The sequence below is a fragment of the Shewanella marina JCM 15074 genome (assembly GCF_000614975.1).
Classification (GTDB): domain Bacteria; phylum Pseudomonadota; class Gammaproteobacteria; order Enterobacterales; family Shewanellaceae; genus Shewanella; species Shewanella marina.
In genome coordinates this window covers 113,401-130,596 of record NZ_BALM01000007.1, presented here as the reverse complement: position 1 = coordinate 130,596, position 17,196 = coordinate 113,401, and the positions used below count along the sequence as shown (strand labels likewise).

The 17,196-nt window shown below is 40.5% G+C and carries 20 protein-coding genes and 1 pseudogene; 3 read left to right on the top strand and 18 right to left on the bottom strand.

The window, feature by feature from the left end:
• The first annotated feature begins 53 nt into the window (after positions 1–53).
• Both sbcB and cdd read left to right on the top strand, forming a co-directional pair.
• Entirely contained in the window at positions 54–1,478 is a 1,425-nt protein-coding gene (gene sbcB, locus JCM15074_RS07635; RefSeq protein WP_373278885.1) for an exodeoxyribonuclease I, read from the top strand.
• Positions 1,479–1,584: 106 nt separating this feature from the next.
• Positions 1,585–2,466 carry a cytidine deaminase gene (gene cdd / locus JCM15074_RS07630; protein ID WP_025820662.1) on the top strand — a complete coding sequence of 294 codons (882 nt, stop codon included), beginning with the start codon at positions 1,585–1,587 and terminating at the stop codon, positions 2,464–2,466.
• Positions 2,467–2,528: 62 nt separating this feature from the next.
• Here cdd and JCM15074_RS07625 read toward each other — a convergent pair whose 3' ends face one another.
• The 13 genes and pseudogenes from JCM15074_RS07625 to yceD form a co-directional block, all read right to left on the bottom strand.
• Positions 2,529–3,275 carry a cache domain-containing protein gene (locus JCM15074_RS07625; protein WP_025820661.1) on the bottom strand — a complete coding sequence of 249 codons (747 nt, stop codon included), beginning with the start codon at positions 3,273–3,275 and terminating at the stop codon, positions 2,529–2,531.
• Positions 3,276–3,322: 47 nt separating this feature from the next.
• On the bottom strand, positions 3,323–3,448 hold the full coding sequence (locus JCM15074_RS25240; protein WP_267880176.1) for a hypothetical protein: 126 nt from the start codon (positions 3,446–3,448) through the stop codon (positions 3,323–3,325).
• A gap of 230 nt (positions 3,449–3,678) precedes the next feature.
• Positions 3,679–4,557 (bottom strand): NAD(P)-dependent oxidoreductase, encoded by an 879-nt coding sequence (locus JCM15074_RS07615; RefSeq protein WP_025820660.1) that lies wholly within the window; start codon positions 4,555–4,557, stop codon positions 3,679–3,681.
• A gap of 127 nt (positions 4,558–4,684) precedes the next feature.
• Positions 4,685–5,164: an acyl-CoA thioesterase gene (locus JCM15074_RS07610; protein ID WP_025820659.1), complete on the bottom strand. Its 480-nt coding sequence runs from the start codon at positions 5,162–5,164 to the stop codon at positions 4,685–4,687.
• Positions 5,165–5,188: 24 nt separating this feature from the next.
• Entirely contained in the window at positions 5,189–5,557 is a 369-nt protein-coding gene (locus JCM15074_RS07605) for a hypothetical protein (protein WP_025820658.1), read from the bottom strand.
• Positions 5,558–5,759: 202 nt separating this feature from the next.
• Positions 5,760–6,997 (bottom strand): annotated as a pseudogene (gene fabF / locus JCM15074_RS21455) (beta-ketoacyl-ACP synthase II).
• Between the two features lie 113 nt (positions 6,998–7,110).
• On the bottom strand, positions 7,111–7,344 hold the full coding sequence (gene acpP / locus JCM15074_RS07595; RefSeq protein ID WP_025820657.1) for an acyl carrier protein: 234 nt from the start codon (positions 7,342–7,344) through the stop codon (positions 7,111–7,113).
• 160 nt (positions 7,345–7,504) lie between these two features.
• Positions 7,505–8,251 (bottom strand): 3-oxoacyl-ACP reductase FabG, encoded by a 747-nt coding sequence (gene fabG / locus JCM15074_RS07590; RefSeq protein WP_025820656.1) that lies wholly within the window; start codon positions 8,249–8,251, stop codon positions 7,505–7,507.
• Positions 8,252–8,260: 9 nt separating this feature from the next.
• Entirely contained in the window at positions 8,261–9,187 is a 927-nt protein-coding gene (gene fabD / locus JCM15074_RS07585; protein ID WP_025820655.1) for an ACP S-malonyltransferase, read from the bottom strand.
• A gap of 34 nt (positions 9,188–9,221) precedes the next feature.
• On the bottom strand, positions 9,222–10,169 hold the full coding sequence (locus JCM15074_RS07580) for a beta-ketoacyl-ACP synthase III (protein WP_025820654.1): 948 nt from the start codon (positions 10,167–10,169) through the stop codon (positions 9,222–9,224).
• A gap of 9 nt (positions 10,170–10,178) precedes the next feature.
• Positions 10,179–11,207, bottom strand: coding sequence for a phosphate acyltransferase PlsX (gene plsX / locus JCM15074_RS07575; RefSeq protein ID WP_025820653.1), 1,029 nt, complete (start codon positions 11,205–11,207; stop codon positions 10,179–10,181).
• 27 nt (positions 11,208–11,234) lie between these two features.
• Complete coding sequence (rpmF, locus tag JCM15074_RS07570) at positions 11,235–11,393, bottom strand: 50S ribosomal protein L32 (RefSeq protein ID WP_025820652.1); 159 nt, start codon at positions 11,391–11,393, stop codon at positions 11,235–11,237.
• Positions 11,394–11,408: 15 nt separating this feature from the next.
• A complete protein-coding gene (gene yceD / locus JCM15074_RS07565; protein WP_025820651.1) occupies positions 11,409–11,936 on the bottom strand; it encodes a 23S rRNA accumulation protein YceD in 528 nt (175 codons plus the stop codon).
• 268 nt (positions 11,937–12,204) lie between these two features.
• On the opposite strand from yceD, the gene JCM15074_RS07560 reads away from it, so the two are divergent.
• Positions 12,205–12,798 (top strand): Maf family protein, encoded by a 594-nt coding sequence (locus tag JCM15074_RS07560; RefSeq protein WP_025820650.1) that lies wholly within the window; start codon positions 12,205–12,207, stop codon positions 12,796–12,798.
• A gap of 71 nt (positions 12,799–12,869) precedes the next feature.
• On the opposite strand, the gene JCM15074_RS07555 is transcribed toward JCM15074_RS07560, so the two are convergent.
• The 5 genes from JCM15074_RS07555 to rluC all read right to left on the bottom strand — a co-directional run bounded on the left by JCM15074_RS07555 (position 12,870) and on the right by rluC (position 16,929).
• On the bottom strand, positions 12,870–13,556 hold the full coding sequence (locus tag JCM15074_RS07555; RefSeq protein WP_025820649.1) for a helix-turn-helix transcriptional regulator: 687 nt from the start codon (positions 13,554–13,556) through the stop codon (positions 12,870–12,872).
• A 73-nt stretch (positions 13,557–13,629) separates the two neighbouring features.
• Complete coding sequence (locus JCM15074_RS07550) at positions 13,630–14,013, bottom strand: VOC family protein (RefSeq protein ID WP_025820648.1); 384 nt, start codon at positions 14,011–14,013, stop codon at positions 13,630–13,632.
• 119 nt (positions 14,014–14,132) lie between these two features.
• On the bottom strand, positions 14,133–15,236 hold the full coding sequence (mltC, locus tag JCM15074_RS07545; protein ID WP_025820647.1) for a membrane-bound lytic murein transglycosylase MltC: 1,104 nt from the start codon (positions 15,234–15,236) through the stop codon (positions 14,133–14,135).
• Between the two features lie 80 nt (positions 15,237–15,316).
• Positions 15,317–15,973: an HAD-IA family hydrolase gene (locus JCM15074_RS07540; protein ID WP_025820646.1), complete on the bottom strand. Its 657-nt coding sequence runs from the start codon at positions 15,971–15,973 to the stop codon at positions 15,317–15,319.
• Positions 15,970–16,929: a 23S rRNA pseudouridine(955/2504/2580) synthase RluC gene (gene rluC, locus JCM15074_RS07535; protein ID WP_025820645.1), complete on the bottom strand. Its 960-nt coding sequence runs from the start codon at positions 16,927–16,929 to the stop codon at positions 15,970–15,972. The genes JCM15074_RS07540 and rluC overlap by 4 nt, the downstream gene beginning before the upstream one ends.
• Between the last annotated feature and the right edge of the window lie 267 nt (positions 16,930–17,196).

Genomic DNA, 17,196 nt, shown 5'->3' with positions numbered 1-17,196 from the left:
CAGTATAATCTTTATAAATCAGGGTGTTAAACACGAAAAACATACAGAATGAAATGATGAAAAATACTACAATACAGCACACTATTTACTGGCACGATTATGAAACATTTGGCGCAGTTCCAGCTAAAGATCGTCCAAGCCAGTTTGCAGGCATTAGAACTGACCTAGATCTTAATATTATTGGCGAACCTGACACCTTTTATTGTCAACTCGCACCTGACTACTTACCCGCGCCAGAAGCTATCCTGATTACAGGTATTACGCCGCAGCATGCCAATAAATTTGGTATTCCTGAAACCGAGTTTATGGGTAAGATTAATGAGATTTTTAGTCAGCCAAATACTTGTGTTGCTGGCTATAACTCGTTGCGTTTTGATGATGAAGTCAGTCGTTATGGTTTTTACCGTAACTTTATTGACCCTTATGCTCGTGAATGGCAGCAAGGTAACTCGCGTTGGGACATTATCGATTTAGTCCGTGCTTGCTATGCTTTGCGTCCTGAAGGTATTAATTGGCCATTAAAAGAGGATGGTAGCCCAAGCTTTAAATTAGAGCATTTAACCGTTGCCAACGGCCTTAGCCATGAAAAAGCGCATGATGCGATGTCTGATGTTTATGCCACTATCGCTGTCGCTAAATTAATTAAAGAAAAACAGCCCAAACTATTCAGTTACTATTTCTCGCTGCGCCGCAAACAGGAAGTCTCTAAACATATCGATGTACTTAATATGCAACCACTTGTGCATATCAGTTCAATGTTTTCAGCCTTAAATGGTTGCACCAGTATTATTGCGCCTGTGGCGTATCATTTTAGTAATAAAAATGCGGTAATTTGCATCAATTTGGCGATGGATATTAGCCCATTAATTGAGCTTGATGTTGAACAAATTAAAACGCGTCTTTATACCCCAAGAGCTGAACTTGCTGATGATGAATTGCCTATTCCACTTAAGCAAATCCACATCAATAAATGCCCGTTTATTTCACCAGCAAAAACCTTAACTGATGAAAATGCGGCAAGATTAAATGTAGATAAAATGTTTGCTCGTGAACAATATAAACTGTTACGTCAGCATCCTGAGTTACGTGAAAAACTAGTGCAAGTTTTTACTGATGATTATGACGACAAAGCGCAAACGCAAGATCCTGATCTTATGCTTTATACAGGCGGCTTCTTTAGCCATGCTGATAAGGCCAAAATGGATATTATTCGCCATACCGCACCACAACATTTAGCAGCACTGGATTTGCAATTTGAAGATCCACGCATTAAAACCATGCTATTTAGATATCGAGCGCGTAACTACCCAAGTACACTTGATGATAGTGAAGCCATGCGTTGGCGTGAGTTCTGCCAATCACGTCTTAATGACCCCGACTATATTTTAAAATTAGAACAGTTATTAACCACAACTGAGGGTGATGAGCATAAACAGAAATTATTGACGGCATTGGTCAACTATTTACGCTCACTTTAATTGCAGAATAGAGTGTTAACACACGAAAAATGTCGAATAAACCACATTTTTCGCTGTCTTATACTGCAACAATAAACCACAAATATCATAAGAAGGAACTGATGCTATGCAAAATCGTTTTTTAGAAAGCATCAAACAATTACCAATTCAAGTCGCAACTGCCGTTAAGCCTTTATTAAATGAGTCATTCTCTGGCATGATCAGCGCGCAACAATTAGCACAGTTATGTGTTGAGTCTGAGTTAACTGAACCTGAACTGTTATTGGCCTTATTGCCGATAGCCAGTGCAATGGCTAACCCACCGATCAGTGAGTTTTATGTTGGTGCTATCGCCAAAGCGAAAAGCGGCAATATCTATATGGGCGCTAATATTGAAATCAATCAGCAAGCCTTATTCCACAGCGTTCATGCTGAGCAGCACGCTATTAGTCACGCTTGGCTTGCAGGCGAAACTGAAATCACTGATATCGTCGTTAACTTTAGTCCTTGCGGTCATTGCCGCCAATTTATTAATGAATTAGTGAATGGTCAGCAAATCACCATTCACTTACCTGAACAAACACCTAAAGCATTAAGTCATTATCTACCTTATGCCTTTGGTCCAAGCGATCTCAATATCACCACGCCATTACTTAGCTTACAAAAGCAAAATTTAACCATTTTAAGTGATGACCCATTGGTGAATGAAGCGGTTGAACAAGCTAATTTGAGTTATGCGCCTTACTCAAATACCTATGCTGCAGTGGTACTACAAACTAAGTCTGGCGATGTATTTGTGGGACGTTATGCTGAAAATGCCGCGTTCAATCCATCAATGCAACCAATGCAGATGGCACTCGCTAATTTACTGCGTAATAACCAAGAATATACTGAAATCAACCGTGCTATTTTAGTTGAATCTGTGGGTAAAATTTCACTTGTAGAAGCATCAATGGATGCTCTTCTTGCGGTATCAAGCGTGATGCTTGAATATATTGCAGTGGAGTAATAGCAATTTGATTCACAAAAACAGCCTGCTCTATGCAGGCTGTTTTATTATTAATAAGGCGCTTAAACCTCTATATTAGGTTTATTCACCATTAGGATTTTACTAAACCACATCATTAGTCCTAATAGTAATGCAATCGCTAACGCACTCACAAAAAACAGTAGATTTAAAATCGCATTAGCTGATTCATGCACTTCATCATGATCAATAATTGCAATATATTTCCAACCAAAGTCATTACAAGTATTAATCAATACATAGCGCTGACTATTATTGAGAATGACTTGATGCATCCCATCATTCAACTCACTAAATTGCTCTGCACCCATTTGCAAACTATCAATATTTTTAAAATTATTTGATGGAAAATAGGGATCGGCCAACACCACACCCTCGCGGTCAACTAGCATTAAGTAACCCGTCTCACCAATTCGAATATCAGCAATGAGATCAGTTAAGAAATTAAGCGAAACGTCAATTGCCACCACCCCTCGCTCACCTAGACTGTTAGTGAACTTGTGCGCTGTTGCCAAGGTTACAATGTCATCTTCACGGTAGTATTTAGGACTAATCTTATGTGTTTTTGTCGCCACAGCTAAAGCATGGCTATACCAGTAACGCTGACGCGGATCGTAATGTGCTTCTACCTCAGAGGTTGGCCATTGCGTATAGCCACCTTGCTCTGTTCCCATATAGATATAAGCATACCCTTGATGTTGTTCTCCAATCGCACTAAACCAGTGTAATACTTGTTGTTCAAACTCGGTATCACCTAGCGGATTAAGCTTGGTTGGTGTCGCCTTATCCATATAAATGGGTAGCTGTAACGAACTGTCTTGTATTAATGGTGATTTTGCTAAAACTTAACGTTATCATCAATTGCAGTAAAAAATAGGTTCACACCATCAGCTAATGAGCTTAATCGCTTTTGTGCTTGTCGTTCAAACTTTTCCATCTCTTCTGTTTGCACATAGACAGACACGTACGAGCCTATGCATAAAAAGCATGTCAGCACTAAAACGATAAACGAAAAAATTAACTGTTGTGTTTTTAACATCCTACTTAAATACCTTTTAGTTCCATAGCGGCATTCTATGTAACCTAAAGCCAGTAAGACAGAGCTTGATTACTGAATTAATGGGATTAATTCAGTATCTGAGAAGCATAGCGTGAAACTTATTCGTGAACAGCGTCACGCTACATTTGATAAGGTTAGCTAGCTCTAAATTTCTCTAATCGGGCTAACAATGAGGATGTGTCTGAGCGTTGGTGACCCATTAATTGTAATTCAGCATAAAATTGATCAACTAACGCAGTTAAGGGTAATTGGCTACCATTGGCTCTTGCTTCTGCTAAAGCAATACTTAAATCTTTACGCATCCAATCTATGGCAAACCCGAAATCATATTTACCTTGCCACATGGTTTGGTAGCGGTTATCCATCTGCCATGACTGCGCAGCCCCTTGGCTAATTACTTCAACCACTTTAATACCATCAAGCCCTGCTGATTTAGCAAAATGTAGCCCTTCAGCCAACCCTTGTACCACGCCTGCAATACAGATTTGATTGACCATTTTAGTTAGCTGTCCAGCCCCAACCTCGCCCATTAACTCTGCACATTTTGCATAGCTCGCGATAATGGGTTTAACTTGGGCAAATGCCGTACTACTGCCGCCGGCCATCACAGTTAACACGCCATTTTCAGCCCCTGCTTGGCCACCTGATACTGGCGCATCAATAAACTCATTACCATTGGCTTTTAAAAGACAAGCGAGTTCTCGTGCAACATCAGCTGATGCAGTGGTATGGTCAACCACTATCGCGTTAGGAGAAAGCCCATGAATAACACCTTCTTCGCCTGTTACGACTTGGCGTAAATCATCATCATTACCAACACAAATAAAGACAACATCTTGCCCTAAGGCCGCATTTTTAGGACTCGATGCTATTCGACCATGATGTTGCATCGCCCAACTTTTTGCCTTCTCATGAGTACGATTATAAACCGTCACATTATGACCATGTTTAACTAAATGAGCTGCCATTGGATAGCCCATTACCCCTAACCCTAAAAATGCCACATTCGCCACGATTAATTCTCCATACCGCAATTTCCATTTATGTTATCTGTATAACATACTGAGTATTAATCGAATAGGTAAATCAAATTCTGGCCATAAAAAAAGACGCCTAAGCGTCTCTTTAAAATTGATAGGATTAAAATACTCGATGAGTATCCATCTCTTCTCTAATCTGTTTTCGTAATTCAACTAATTTTATTGCAGAATTTCGGAATAAGATATCAGCTTCTTCAGTTGGCACCCACTCTGGAACAGCGCTAGGTTGCCCGGTATCGTCAACAGCAACCATCACCATCATGCAGTGACTCGTAACATGTTGCTCGTTATTCTTCGGATCACCTGCAAATACATCTACAGATAAATGCATTGAGGTTCTGCCGGTATAAACAACTTTTGCCCTGACTTCGACAAGGTTACCAACATGCACAGGACGAATAAATCGAATACCACCAACATAAGCTGTAATACAGTATTTACCGCTCCAACCTGCAGCACACGCATAAGCTGCAAGGTCAATCCACTTCATTACCGCACCGCCGTGAACTTTGCCACCAAAATTGACATCACTGGGCTCAGCAAGAAATCGTAATGTGGTCTGTCTTGATCTGTTGTCCATATGAATTCCTTTTCAAATATAAAATTAAGCTAACTTGGTTATTACATAACAACCGACTAAAACTAGAGGTAATGATAAACGGTATATCCACAATTGCAAACCGTTGCCGATAAAGCGGCCAAGCTTGGCAAAAGTATAAACCATTAATCCGCCTAAAAATAACAGCATAAACTCAACGCCAGTAGCAACGTTGGTTTCACTCGTTATATAAATACCTGCAGTTAATAACGCAAACCACACTAAAACAAAAGCGGCAATGGCAAATGAATATGTCGCAATACTCACTTTTAAGCTTGGATTATATTGTTTAGCTTCATCACGGATCAATTCGTTAATATTGGCAGTAACAGCGCCAATGATTGGCATAATAGGAAGTAGCATTGGTGATAACATAAGGGCATCCGTTGATACATTTGTTGAGTTATCGTGATTATCACCCGAGTTTCATCGCTTACCAAGCAAGATTAACAAAGGTTAATCACAACTTAATTTAAGTCATAATCGCTAACATAACATCCATAGTGAAACCTTGACTGTCAGCGGATTTTGGCCAAAAAAAAGTGCCCATAAAGGCACTTTTTTCAATCAACTGTATTTAGATCTTTTTGAATAATAGTGAACCGTTAGTGCCACCAAAACCAAATGAATTACATAAGGCGTATTCAAAGTTAAATTTACGTGCAGTATGTGGCACGAAATCTAAATCACAACCTTCATCTGGATTATCCAGATTGATTGTTGGCGGTACAATTTGGTCGCGTAATGCTAACAAAGTGAACACTGACTCAACCGCACCAGCAGCACCTAATAGATGGCCTGTCATTGATTTAGTTGAACTCACCAATAGATCGTAAGCATGAGCGTCAAACACTTGCTTAACTGCAGCAGCTTCAGCTTTATCACCAGCTGGAGTTGATGTGCCATGAGCATTGATATAACCAATTTGCGTTTTAGCAATACCTGCATCTTTAATGGCATTTTCCATCGCAAGCGCTGCACCAGCACCATCACTTGGTGGCGAAGTCATATGGAAGGCGTCACCGCTCATACCAAAGCCTACTAACTCACCATAAATGGTTGCACCACGTGCTACTGCGTGCTCATACTCTTCAAGTACCATAGCACCAGCGCCATCACCGATAACAAAACCATCACGGTCTTTATCCCAAGGGCGACTTGCCTTTTGCGCTCATCATTACGTGTAGATAATGCTTTAGCAGCACCAAAACCACCGACACCTAATGGAGACGTTACATCTTCAGCACCGCCAGCAACCATCACATCTGCATCGCCATAAGCAATTGTACGGGCTGCAAAACCAATGTTATGCACGCCAGTCGTACAAGCGGTAGTTACTGCAAAGTTAGGACCAGTCATACCATATTTGATCGACAGATGACCGGCAATCATATTAATGATGGTACTTGGGACAAAAAATGGAGAAATTTTGCGAGGACCACCTTTAAGTAGTGCACTGTGGTTTTGTTCAATTAACCACATGCCACCCATACCTGCACCAATTGCGGTACCGATTCGGCTTGGATCCATTTGTTCCATGTCGATGCCTGAATCTGTCATGGCTTGAATACCTGCAGCCATACCATACTGAATAAACAGATCCATTTTACGTGCATCTTTTTTAGGCAAATACTGCTCAACGTCAAAATCTTTGACCGAGCCACTAAAACGAGTACCAAAACCTTCAGTATCAAATTTAGTGATAGGTTCAATACCACTTTGCCCTGCAAGCAGTGCTTGCCAAGTTGTGTCTACATCATTACCCACAGGAGTAATAAGACCTAGACCAGTAATAACAACACGACGTTTAGCCACAATTATCACCTTTGTCTTGTATTTAACAGCATTAGCAAATTATTGCGTTAATTTGCTAATGCTAGAAACAAAAACAGGCGGCATTAATGCCGCCTGTTTCGGAGAAATCTGGATTACTGATTCTTAGAAACGTAATCGATCGCTGCTTGAACAGTAGTGATCTTTTCAGCTTCTTCGTCAGGGATCTCGGTATCAAACTCTTCTTCTAGAGCCATTACCAATTCAACAGTGTCCAGAGAATCTGCACCTAAATCGTCAACAAAAGAAGCAGCAGACTTAACTTCGTCTTCTTTAACACCTAGTTGCTCTACGATGATTTTCTTTACACGTTCTTCGATGTTGCTCATTAGTTTTCTTTCCTATTCAAATTACGCACTTGCGCAAGATTGACAGTAGTTTATTCAATTTAGCTGACAATGCAAGCACAGTTTTTGTGGTCAAACCACGGTTTGTACAACAATTGCGCAACTAAATTCCCTTAAATAGCGACGAGACCCCGCTATCTACCTAAACCATATACATCCCACCGTTTACATGCAAGGTTTCCCCGCTAATGTAAGCAGCAGCATCTGAGGCTAAAAAGACAACAGCATTTGCAATTTCTTGCGGCTGCCCAAGTCTTTCCATTGGAACTTGCGACATAATAGCACGTTGTTGCTCTTCGTTAAGTTCATTCGTCATATCTGTCTGAATAAACCCTGGAGCAATTGCATTAACGGTAATTTGACGAGATGCAACCTCTTTTGCAAGAGATTTAGTGAAACCGATCAAACCCGCTTTTGCTGCAGAATAATTAACTTGTCCTGCATTGCCCATTGAACCAACAACTGAGCCAATGTTAATAATACGGCCATGACGTTTTTTCATCATAGGACGCATTACCGCCTTAGATAATCTAAACAATGAAGTCAGGTTAGTGTCAATAATATCTTGCCACTCATCATCTTTCATTCGCATTAATAGATTATCACGAGTGATGCCAGCATTGTTAACTAAGATGTCAACATCACCCACTTTTTCTTTAATATTGCTAAATAAATCACTAACTGATTGACTATCAGTGACATTTAACTCAAGACCTAAGCCTTTATCACCTAAATAAGTTTGGATGGCCGCAGCACCTGATGCACTTGTTGCTGTACCCACTACTGTAGCGCCTGCAGCAACTAAGGTTTCAGCAATCGCTTTACCAATACCACGACTTGCGCCAGTAACAAGCGCAACTTTACCCGTTAAATCAATGCTAATACTCATTAAAATCCCTTATTCAGTTAATGCTGCAAGTGATGCAGAATCATTAGCCACTTTACTTGCTAATGATTTATTAATGCGTTTAGTTAAACCAGTTAGTACTTTACCTGGACCCATTTCGTATAACTGAGTCATTCCCTGCTCAGCCATTAACTCTATGGTTTCAGTCCAGCGTACTGGGCAAAATAGTTGACGAACAAGTGCGTCTTTAATTGCCGCTTGATCATGTTCAATACGCACATCAACGTTATTAATCACGTCAACTTTTGGCGCATTAAAGGTAATTTGTTGCAAAGCAACAGCTAATTGCTCAGCAGCCCCCTTCATTAACGCACAGTGAGACGGAACGCTTACTGGTAAAGCTACAGCCATTTTTGCACCAGCAGCCTTACAAGCGGCAGCAGCACGTTCTACAGCAGCTTTTTCACCAGCAATAACCACTTGACCTGGACTATTGAAGTTAACAGGGCTCACAACTTGACCTTCAGCACTGTCTTCACAAGCTTTAGCAATAGCATCGTTGTCTAAACCAATAATGGCAAACATCGCTCCCGTGCCCGCTGGAACGGCCTGTTGCATTAGCTGTCCACGTAATTCAACCAATTTGATGGCATCTTTAAAATCAATAACACCAGCACATACAAGTGCTGAGTACTCACCTAAACTATGACCAGCCATTAATTTAGGCATCGCTTTACCAGAAGCTTGATAAACGCGGAAAATAGCAACACTAGCAGCCAATAAAGCTGGCTGTGTTTTATCGGTCTGATTTAAAGACTCTGCTGGTCCCTGTTGAACTAATTGCCATAAGTCATAACCCAGAACTTCGCTTGCTTCTGCAAATGTTTGCGCAACAATGTCATTATGTTCTGCTAACTCAGCTAACATGCCAACAGCTTGTGAACCTTGTCCTGGAAAAATAAATGCGACTTGTTCCATTTTTATACCCTTCAACTGAACCAAGTTAAATAATTTAGAAGCGAATTAAGGCGCTTCCCCAAGTAAATCCAGCACCAAATGCTTCAAGTAACAACAACTGACCACGTTGAATTCGGCCATCTCGAACCGCAATATCAAGCGCTACAGGCACAGTTGCAGCAGAGGTGTTCCCCTGTTTATTAAGGGTAACAACGACTTTATCTAAATTCATGCTTAGTTTTTTAGCTGTTGCATTAATAATACGTAAGTTGGCTTGATGTGGAACTAACCAATCAAGTTCACTCTTATCAATATTATTTAGCTTGAGTGTTTCATTCACCAAGTGAGATAGTTGCGTTACCGCAACTTTGAATACATCATTACCTTTCATAGTAATGTAGCCTTCACCCTCTACGGTTTTATCTTTAGTACATTTAAGTAGATCACCAAAACGGCCATCAGCATAAATATGGGTAGATAAAATACTTGGCTGCTCACTTGCGCCAACAACAACTGCACCCGCACCGTCACCAAATAAAATGATGGTTGAGCGATCTTCAGGATGACACATACGTGATAATGCATCAGCACCAATGACAAGCACTTTCTTAGCTGCGCCTGTTTTTACAAATTGGTCTGCAACACTTAATGCATAGATAAAGCCCGAGCAAGCAGCAGAAAGATCAAACGCAGGGATATTGCCCGCTTGTAGCATGCCTTGAATTTCACATGCTGCAGCAGGGAATGCATTACTAGCACTTGTAGTGCCAACAATAATCATATCAAGGTCAGAAGCCTCAATTTGAGCCATTTCAAGTGCTTTTAACGCAGCTTGATAACCCATTGTTGATACAGACTCAGTTTCGCTTGCTATGCGGCGTTCAGATATACCAGTACGTTCAACGATCCATTGGTCAGTGGTTTCCACCATTGCTTCAAGATCTTTGTTGGACAGTACCTGCGCTGGAAGATAACTTCCAGTGCCTAGAATTTTAGTATGCATAAGGAGAAATCAGTTGTTAGTGTCTAAAAGGATCGACTCTAAACGATCTTTAATCATTTCAGGGAGCCGACGTTGAGCCTCGGTTACCGCTAAACTAATAGCTTGTAAGTATGCTGACTCATCAGCATTTCCGTGGCTTTTCACTACTACACCGCGCAATCCTATCAGACTTGCACCATTATAGTGGTCGGGGTTCATCTGACTCAGTACAGTTTGTATACTCGGGCCAATCAATTTGCTCAATAAGCGAACAAAGAAACCTTGATTCAATCCTTTCTTTAATTGATGAACCAGCAGTCGCGCAATCCCTTCGGACGTTTTTAGGGTAATATTACCAACAAAGCCATCACATACAATGACATCGACTTTGCCGTTATAAATTTCATCACCTTCAATAAACCCTTTATAGTTTATTTGTGGTGTCATTTGCAGTAGTTGACCTGTTTGTTGAACAAGGTCGTTACCTTTTATCTCTTCAGTTCCAACATTAAGTAAAGCAACTTCAGGTGAATTTACTTTACCAACAACTTCACATAAGACTGAACCCATCACCGCAAATTGAAATAGGGTTTCTGAATCACAGGAAACATTTGCGCCTAAATCGAGTAGATACACAGGCCGATGATTAATGGTAGGCAAACAAGAAACTAATGCTGGACGATCGATACCCGGCAAAGTACGTAATAATACTTTAGCCATCGCCATTAGTGCACCAGTGTTGCCAGCGCTTAAACATGCTTGAGCTTCGCCATCACGCACTTGTTGTAATGCGAGACGCATTGAACTTTTTTTACGATTTCTTAAGGCGTGAATAGGTCGCTCGGCCATACTCACTGTTTCAGTCGTATGTATGATCTTAATGCGAGAACGTATTGAAGAGGATGCATTTCTTAAATGCGATTCGATGCTGACTTGGTCACCGACTAATGTGATATTTAGGTGGGGATAAAGCCCAAGTGCCTGCAAAGATGCAGGCACTGTGACGTGGGTGCCATAATCGCCACCCATCGCATCTAACGCAAGCGTCAGATTTTTCATAAGCTAATTCAACAAATTACTTGTTGATTACCTTTTACCGCGGTAAAAACCATCAGCAGTCACGTTGTGACGTAGATGAAGTTCACCACTTGTCGCGTCAACTGATAATTGAGCAGTGCTCAATGCATCATGTGAACGGCGCATACCACGCTTTGAACGTGATTTTTTATTCTGTTGTACAGCCATTGCCTGTCTCCTAGATTACTTGCTCTTCAGTTTTTGTAACACTGCAAACGGATTTGGACGCTCCTCTTGAGCGGCTTCAATCTCGCCTACGGACACATCCTGCGAACCCATAGAACATTCAACTACGTTTTCATGTTTAGGGATCGTTGGTGTAGCCACTATCAATTCATCTTCGATCAATTGATGCAGACGCACTTCGCCAATTTCATTACACTCAATAGGGTCATACGCATCCGGGAGCTCATCGATTTCCGCTTCAGTCTTACAAGGACTAAAGCAAAACTCGACCGTAACCTCAGTGTTATATTGTGTCATGCAACGTTGACATATCAGAGTGAGCTCCGTCACAGCCTTCCCTTTCAGGTAGACTATCCCCTGTAAATCGACGCCACATTCCAATGACACAGTCACATCGGAACAGTCGCCAGCACATAACTCTCTTAATCGCTTAAGCTGCGGGCCAGGAATAATGCCTTTATAAGAAAGGCCACTCGTAGCTGCACGAGAAGGATCAATTGAAACTGGAATCTTTACTGTTTGCATAAGGCGCGCATATTATAGTTTGAAAACGCTAGAGTCAAAGGAAATTTACCATAATCGCAAGAATTTACGACTAGGCTCAAAGCCATCTCCAACGCTGAAATTGACAGATGCGAAATTTTACCCAAGCGTTAGCTTATGTACAAGCATGATACGCTCAAAAAAATAGCGATCGCATTTAAGTTTAGCTATAAAACTAAAACTAACTTGGCATTTCTGGCAAAATAATGCAATTGATGATCAATCTTTACTTTTTATTAACGGTTCTCTTATGAAGCATATTGTTCTTGCATCCACCTCAACTTTTCGCCGAGCACTTCTCGAAAAGCTCGCAATTCCATTTACTTGCTTCGCACCAGAGGTAGATGAGAGTCCGCTTGCCGATGAAACACCACAACAATTAGTGAGCCGTTTGGCGATTTTAAAAGCACAAGCCTATCTTACCCAACAATCATCAGAAACTGCACTGATTATTGGCAGTGATCAAGTTGCTGTCATTAATGGTCATATTATTGGAAAACCATTAACCAGAGAAAATGCGATTGCCCAACTACAAAGTGCTAGCGGTCAGGCCATTACTTTTTATACGGGAATAGCCTTAGTCAATAGTCAAACACGGCAAGTACAAGTCGATATTGAACCGTTTACAGTACATTTTAAGCAGCTGACATTAGCGCAAATAGAGTATTACGTTGATACTGAGCAGCCATTATATTGCGCCGGCAGCTTTAAAAGTGAAGGGTTAGGTATTGCATTATTTGAACGTTTAGAAGGTAAAGACCCAAATAGCCTTATTGGCTTGCCTTTAATAAGGCTACAGCAAATGCTATTAAATGAAGGGATTGATATTTTACAGCCACATTAATCTGCAAATGAGGATAGGCTTAACGACATACGGGTGACAACTTACATTTATTGTCACCTGATTAGTTCCAGTTAATTAGCACAATCATCAGCTGCTATCATCTCTAAATAATCCTGCATCTCTTGCCCTGCTGTTATTTCAAAAAACTGTCCTAACGGCTTTAACTCGTCAATCCTATCAACTCTAAAATTTCGAAAGCCATGACGTAACTCGCACCAAGCAAGCAGCGTCCACGTGCCCGTCCAAAAATAGATGCTTAGCGGTCTTACCTTTCTTTGGCTCAGTTGTTGTTTTACGTCTTGATATTGCATTAGCAAATATTCACGCTCTCTTGCGGCAATGCGTAACAGGTCTAGAAATTTAAAGTCACGATTATCAATATAATAATCATGCACAAACATCAAAGATTGATACTGCTGTAGACGTGCAGGTAGAACCGCTTCAACCTTAATCATCGCCTGTTTAGCGGCACTAGAGAGTTCTTTGCCTCCCCAAGTTTGCACCATCCGCATCCCCACTTGAATCGCCTCTAACTCTGCTTCGGTAAACATTAAAGGTGGCACATTAACTTCTTGTCGTAATAAGTAGCCGACCCCAGCTTCTCCTTCAATGGGAATACCACTTAAACATAAATCTTGAATGTCTCGGTAGATAGTACGAGTTGAAACCTCTAACCGCTCAGCAAGTTGCATAGCAGTCGTTAAACGCCGATGCCGTAATATTTGTACTATTTGAAACAATCTATCTGCACGTCGCATAATCCCCCCAAAATAACTAACCAAGTGTTCAGACTTGGCTAGTGAGATTAGAATCGCAAAAAGTTCTGCCAATTTATAACTGCGGACTCCATAAACCGACTTTGTTCCCCTCACAGTCAACAAATAAACTGCAATAACCGAATTCACCATCATGAATTGCTATTGGCTCAAATAAGATAGTCACACCAGCTTGGACTAACTTTGCCACGAGCTCTGATAATTTATCAGTAACATGTAAATAAACAACACTACCATCCATACTAGGCTTCATCATTTGACATTTAACTAAGGCTATACTGGCCGCTTGCTTATCGACAGTTTCAATAATGGCCATTTCGATATCTGCGACGACTTCACGTTTAAATGAAACACCGAAATGCTGCTGATAAAAAGCGATAGCCCTTTCCATATCGACAACCGCAATTTCGCCCCAAACTAAAGGTGCATGATCCAACATACTATTTCTCCTACTCGTAAATGTGGTCAACGAATACCGCTAGACCTATCAGCATTTACTTTGTACTAAGCATAAAGGAGCACTACTGACAGCTTACTGTCAGTAGTTATACGTTAATATTATAAATTACCTTTATTAAATTCTTGCTGGAAATGCAGCACCTTTTGTAAATAGCGCCTTGCTTCAGCCTTGGGATGCTTATTGGTTAAAGCCCAATAGACTTGATTGGGCTTAAGGCTATTTAAATCTCGCATTGCCCGTTTACGATCATTATCAAAGGTTGCTAATACCCCACCCGTGCCACCGTTATAAGCAGAAATCATGCTGTAATGCAGTGTGGTTGGACTTTTCACTTCACGCAGATAACGGTTTTTTAAGATATGAAAATACGCCGCGCCCGTATCAATATTATTGGCCGGATTAAACAGATAATTTTTAGTTGGAATATCATTACGATTTTTAACCAACTTAAATACATCTGCACCGGCCGTTTTAGGAATAACCTGCATTAAACCATAAGCGCCAGCATGACTGACCGCATATGGATTAAAACTGCTTTCGGTTTTAATGATGGCATAAATCAAATCTTCATCAATATCATAACGCTTAGCTGCGTTGCGAATTAACTGGGCATATTGATATTCACGTTGCGCCAAATGATCTTTCACCATATTAATTACAACATAATGGACATTGGCGTAATCACGCTTTTGTAATTTCAATTTATTATCGACTAAGTATTCGGCAAAACGGTTCGCACGCCATTGCCATTCTATGGTACGACCATCCTGATCTTTAACTTGCCCAAGTAAAAAGGGTTTGCCCTTTAATGGAATATCTTTATCACTGAATAGATCGACTTGACTCGGATCAGCTGGCATCAACAAGGTTTCAACAATAGCTTGGGTCAATTTTTGTTTCACTTGGTACTTAGCCACAGTGCTGACATAAATTTTGCCTTGATCAAAATCGATATGTGCCCGAGTCCGATAACCGTCAATATACTTGACGTAACGATGCTTACCCGCTTCAAGATAATTGTCATCGCCCCACTCTTGCTTCACTTGATGAGCAAAATGTTGAATGAGTTTCTCAAATCCTTGGTAATCAGGCGGTAATTGATTTGATGAGGTATGACTATCACCAAAATTAGAATAAATAGGTGTTTGAGTACAACTTGTTAATAGCAAACACGCGATGAGGATAAAGTAAGATTTAGACATATAACTTGAAAGAGTATTGTTTATACAAAAAAGGCGCAGAAAGCTGCACCTTTATATTATTCATATTTATATAAGCAGATTTAAGCTATGCCATTAATGATATCAAGCAAACTTAAACTGTTATCAATAATCGCCAATGGTGATGCTTGCGCTAACGTCACTCGGTCATGTGCACCAAAAGTAACCCCCACACCATCAACACCTGCATTGTTTGCCATATTAAGATCATGAATGGAGTCACCCACCATCAAGGCTTTTTCAGGCGCGACGTTTAATTGGCTTAAGATTTGTAAAATCATTTCGGGTGCAGGTTTGCTGCAGGCTTCATCAGCACAACGAGTCGTATCAAAGATATCGGCCAACTCTGTTAACGCCAAAACTCTATCTAAACCACGACGTGATTTGCCAGTCGCGACTGCCAATTTAATATCAGCTTGTTTAAGCTGTTGCAGTAATTCAACTACACCATCAAATAGCGGACTGGCAAAATCATCAGATGCCTTATAAAAATGACTGTAATATTGAGCTAGCTCAGCAATTTGTTGCTGACTGATATTAGGAAAAAGCTGCTGCACCGCTTTATCTAATGATAAACCGATAATATCCCTAACTTGCTGCTCTGTCGGCACTGGCATATTGAGATGCTCTGCAGCACGCTGCATCGCAATCACTATTTTGCCAATTGAATCCATTAATGTGCCATCCCAATCAAAGATGACTAGCTCATATTGCTTCATACTTTCTTTAATTTACCTAAAACTTCAATTAAGTTTTCATCTAATGGTGCCTTTACAGTCATCACTTCTTCCGTATCCGGATGAGTAAAACGTAATTGCGCAGCATGTAAGAATAAGCGTGCTAACCCTAAACTGCGCATGCTGTCATCAAATTTTTGTTCACTGTATTTATCGTCACAAGCAATTGGATGCCCTGTATATTGACAATGCACACGAATTTGGTGAGTACGACCAGTGACAGGACTTGCTTGTACAAGCGTACAACCCTGGTAACGTTGCATAATCTTAAAGCGGGTTTCAGATTCTTTACCCTCTTTGTTAACACGCACAATACGCTCACCAGATTTCAAGGTGATTTTCAATAAAGGCGCTTTAACTGCTTTATCGTTACTCTGCCATTCACCGCGTACTAATGCTTGATAATCTTTTTGCATCTTCTTATGACGCAATTGATCATGCATATGTTTTAAGGCACTACGCTTTTTAGCGACTAATAACACGCCTGAAGTGTCTTTATCTAACCGATGTACCAGTTCTAAAAACTTTTGTTGTGGACGCAATGAGCGTAACGCTTCGATTACACCATAATCAACACCACTACCACCGTGTACCGCAATACCCGCAGGTTTATTTAACACAATAAGATGTTTATCTTCATAAACGATACGATCTTCAAGCTGTGACACCTTGGTCAAATTTTTAGATGGCGCTTTGCGCTCATCTTTTTCTGCAATTCGTACCGGCGGGACACGAACAACATCATCAATCTGTAACTTGTACTCAGGTTTAATGCGCTTTTTATTTACGCGAACTTCGCCCTTACGTATGATTCGATAAATCATACTTTTAGGCACACCTTTTAAAAAGGTTAATAAAAAATTGTCGATTCTTTGCTCAAAATGATCTTCATCAATCGTCACAAATTGGACTTGAATTGGGTTAGTTTGATTATTCATGATACGCCATTACTAAATTTAACCGCGTTATTGTACAACAACCCCGCAAGAATTGTGCCTTACCATTGCTGAATTTTTTGATTATTGCTATATTTCACCAATGAGGTGGTCTTCCGATAAACAATACGTTTATACTTACCACTCATAAGAGCCCCTTAATCGCAGCAGAAAACAAAAAATTTAATCGCAAATCATTGATTTGCAAACCGTCGACAAATACAAAAGATAATTTTTAAACGGTTAAATTAATCACCTTGTTACTGTTCC

Coding starts and splice junctions, on each gene's coding strand:
- sbcB (WP_373278885.1), top strand. CDS start 54: ATGATGAAAAATACTACAATACAGCACACTATTTACTGGCACGATTAT.
- cdd (WP_025820662.1), top strand. CDS start 1,585: ATGCAAAATCGTTTTTTAGAAAGCATCAAACAATTACCAATTCAAGTC.
- JCM15074_RS07625 (WP_025820661.1), bottom strand. CDS start 3,275: ATGGATAAGGCGACACCAACCAAGCTTAATCCGCTAGGTGATACCGAG.
- JCM15074_RS07610 (WP_025820659.1), bottom strand. CDS start 5,164: ATGGACAACAGATCAAGACAGACCACATTACGATTTCTTGCTGAGCCC.
- JCM15074_RS07605 (WP_025820658.1), bottom strand. CDS start 5,557: ATGTTATCACCAATGCTACTTCCTATTATGCCAATCATTGGCGCTGTT.
- acpP (WP_025820657.1), bottom strand. CDS start 7,344: ATGAGCAACATCGAAGAACGTGTAAAGAAAATCATCGTAGAGCAACTA.
- fabG (WP_025820656.1), bottom strand. CDS start 8,251: ATGAGTATTAGCATTGATTTAACGGGTAAAGTTGCGCTTGTTACTGGC.
- fabD (WP_025820655.1), bottom strand. CDS start 9,187: ATGGAACAAGTCGCATTTATTTTTCCAGGACAAGGTTCACAAGCTGTT.
- JCM15074_RS07580 (WP_025820654.1), bottom strand. CDS start 10,169: ATGCATACTAAAATTCTAGGCACTGGAAGTTATCTTCCAGCGCAGGTA.
- plsX (WP_025820653.1), bottom strand. CDS start 11,207: ATGAAAAATCTGACGCTTGCGTTAGATGCGATGGGTGGCGATTATGGC.
- rpmF (WP_025820652.1), bottom strand. CDS start 11,393: ATGGCTGTACAACAGAATAAAAAATCACGTTCAAAGCGTGGTATGCGC.
- yceD (WP_025820651.1), bottom strand. CDS start 11,936: ATGCAAACAGTAAAGATTCCAGTTTCAATTGATCCTTCTCGTGCAGCT.
- JCM15074_RS07560 (WP_025820650.1), top strand. CDS start 12,205: ATGAAGCATATTGTTCTTGCATCCACCTCAACTTTTCGCCGAGCACTT.
- JCM15074_RS07555 (WP_025820649.1), bottom strand. CDS start 13,556: ATGCGACGTGCAGATAGATTGTTTCAAATAGTACAAATATTACGGCAT.
- JCM15074_RS07550 (WP_025820648.1), bottom strand. CDS start 14,013: ATGTTGGATCATGCACCTTTAGTTTGGGGCGAAATTGCGGTTGTCGAT.
- mltC (WP_025820647.1), bottom strand. CDS start 15,236: ATGTCTAAATCTTACTTTATCCTCATCGCGTGTTTGCTATTAACAAGT.
- JCM15074_RS07540 (WP_025820646.1), bottom strand. CDS start 15,973: ATGAAGCAATATGAGCTAGTCATCTTTGATTGGGATGGCACATTAATG.
- rluC (WP_025820645.1), bottom strand. CDS start 16,929: ATGAATAATCAAACTAACCCAATTCAAGTCCAATTTGTGACGATTGAT.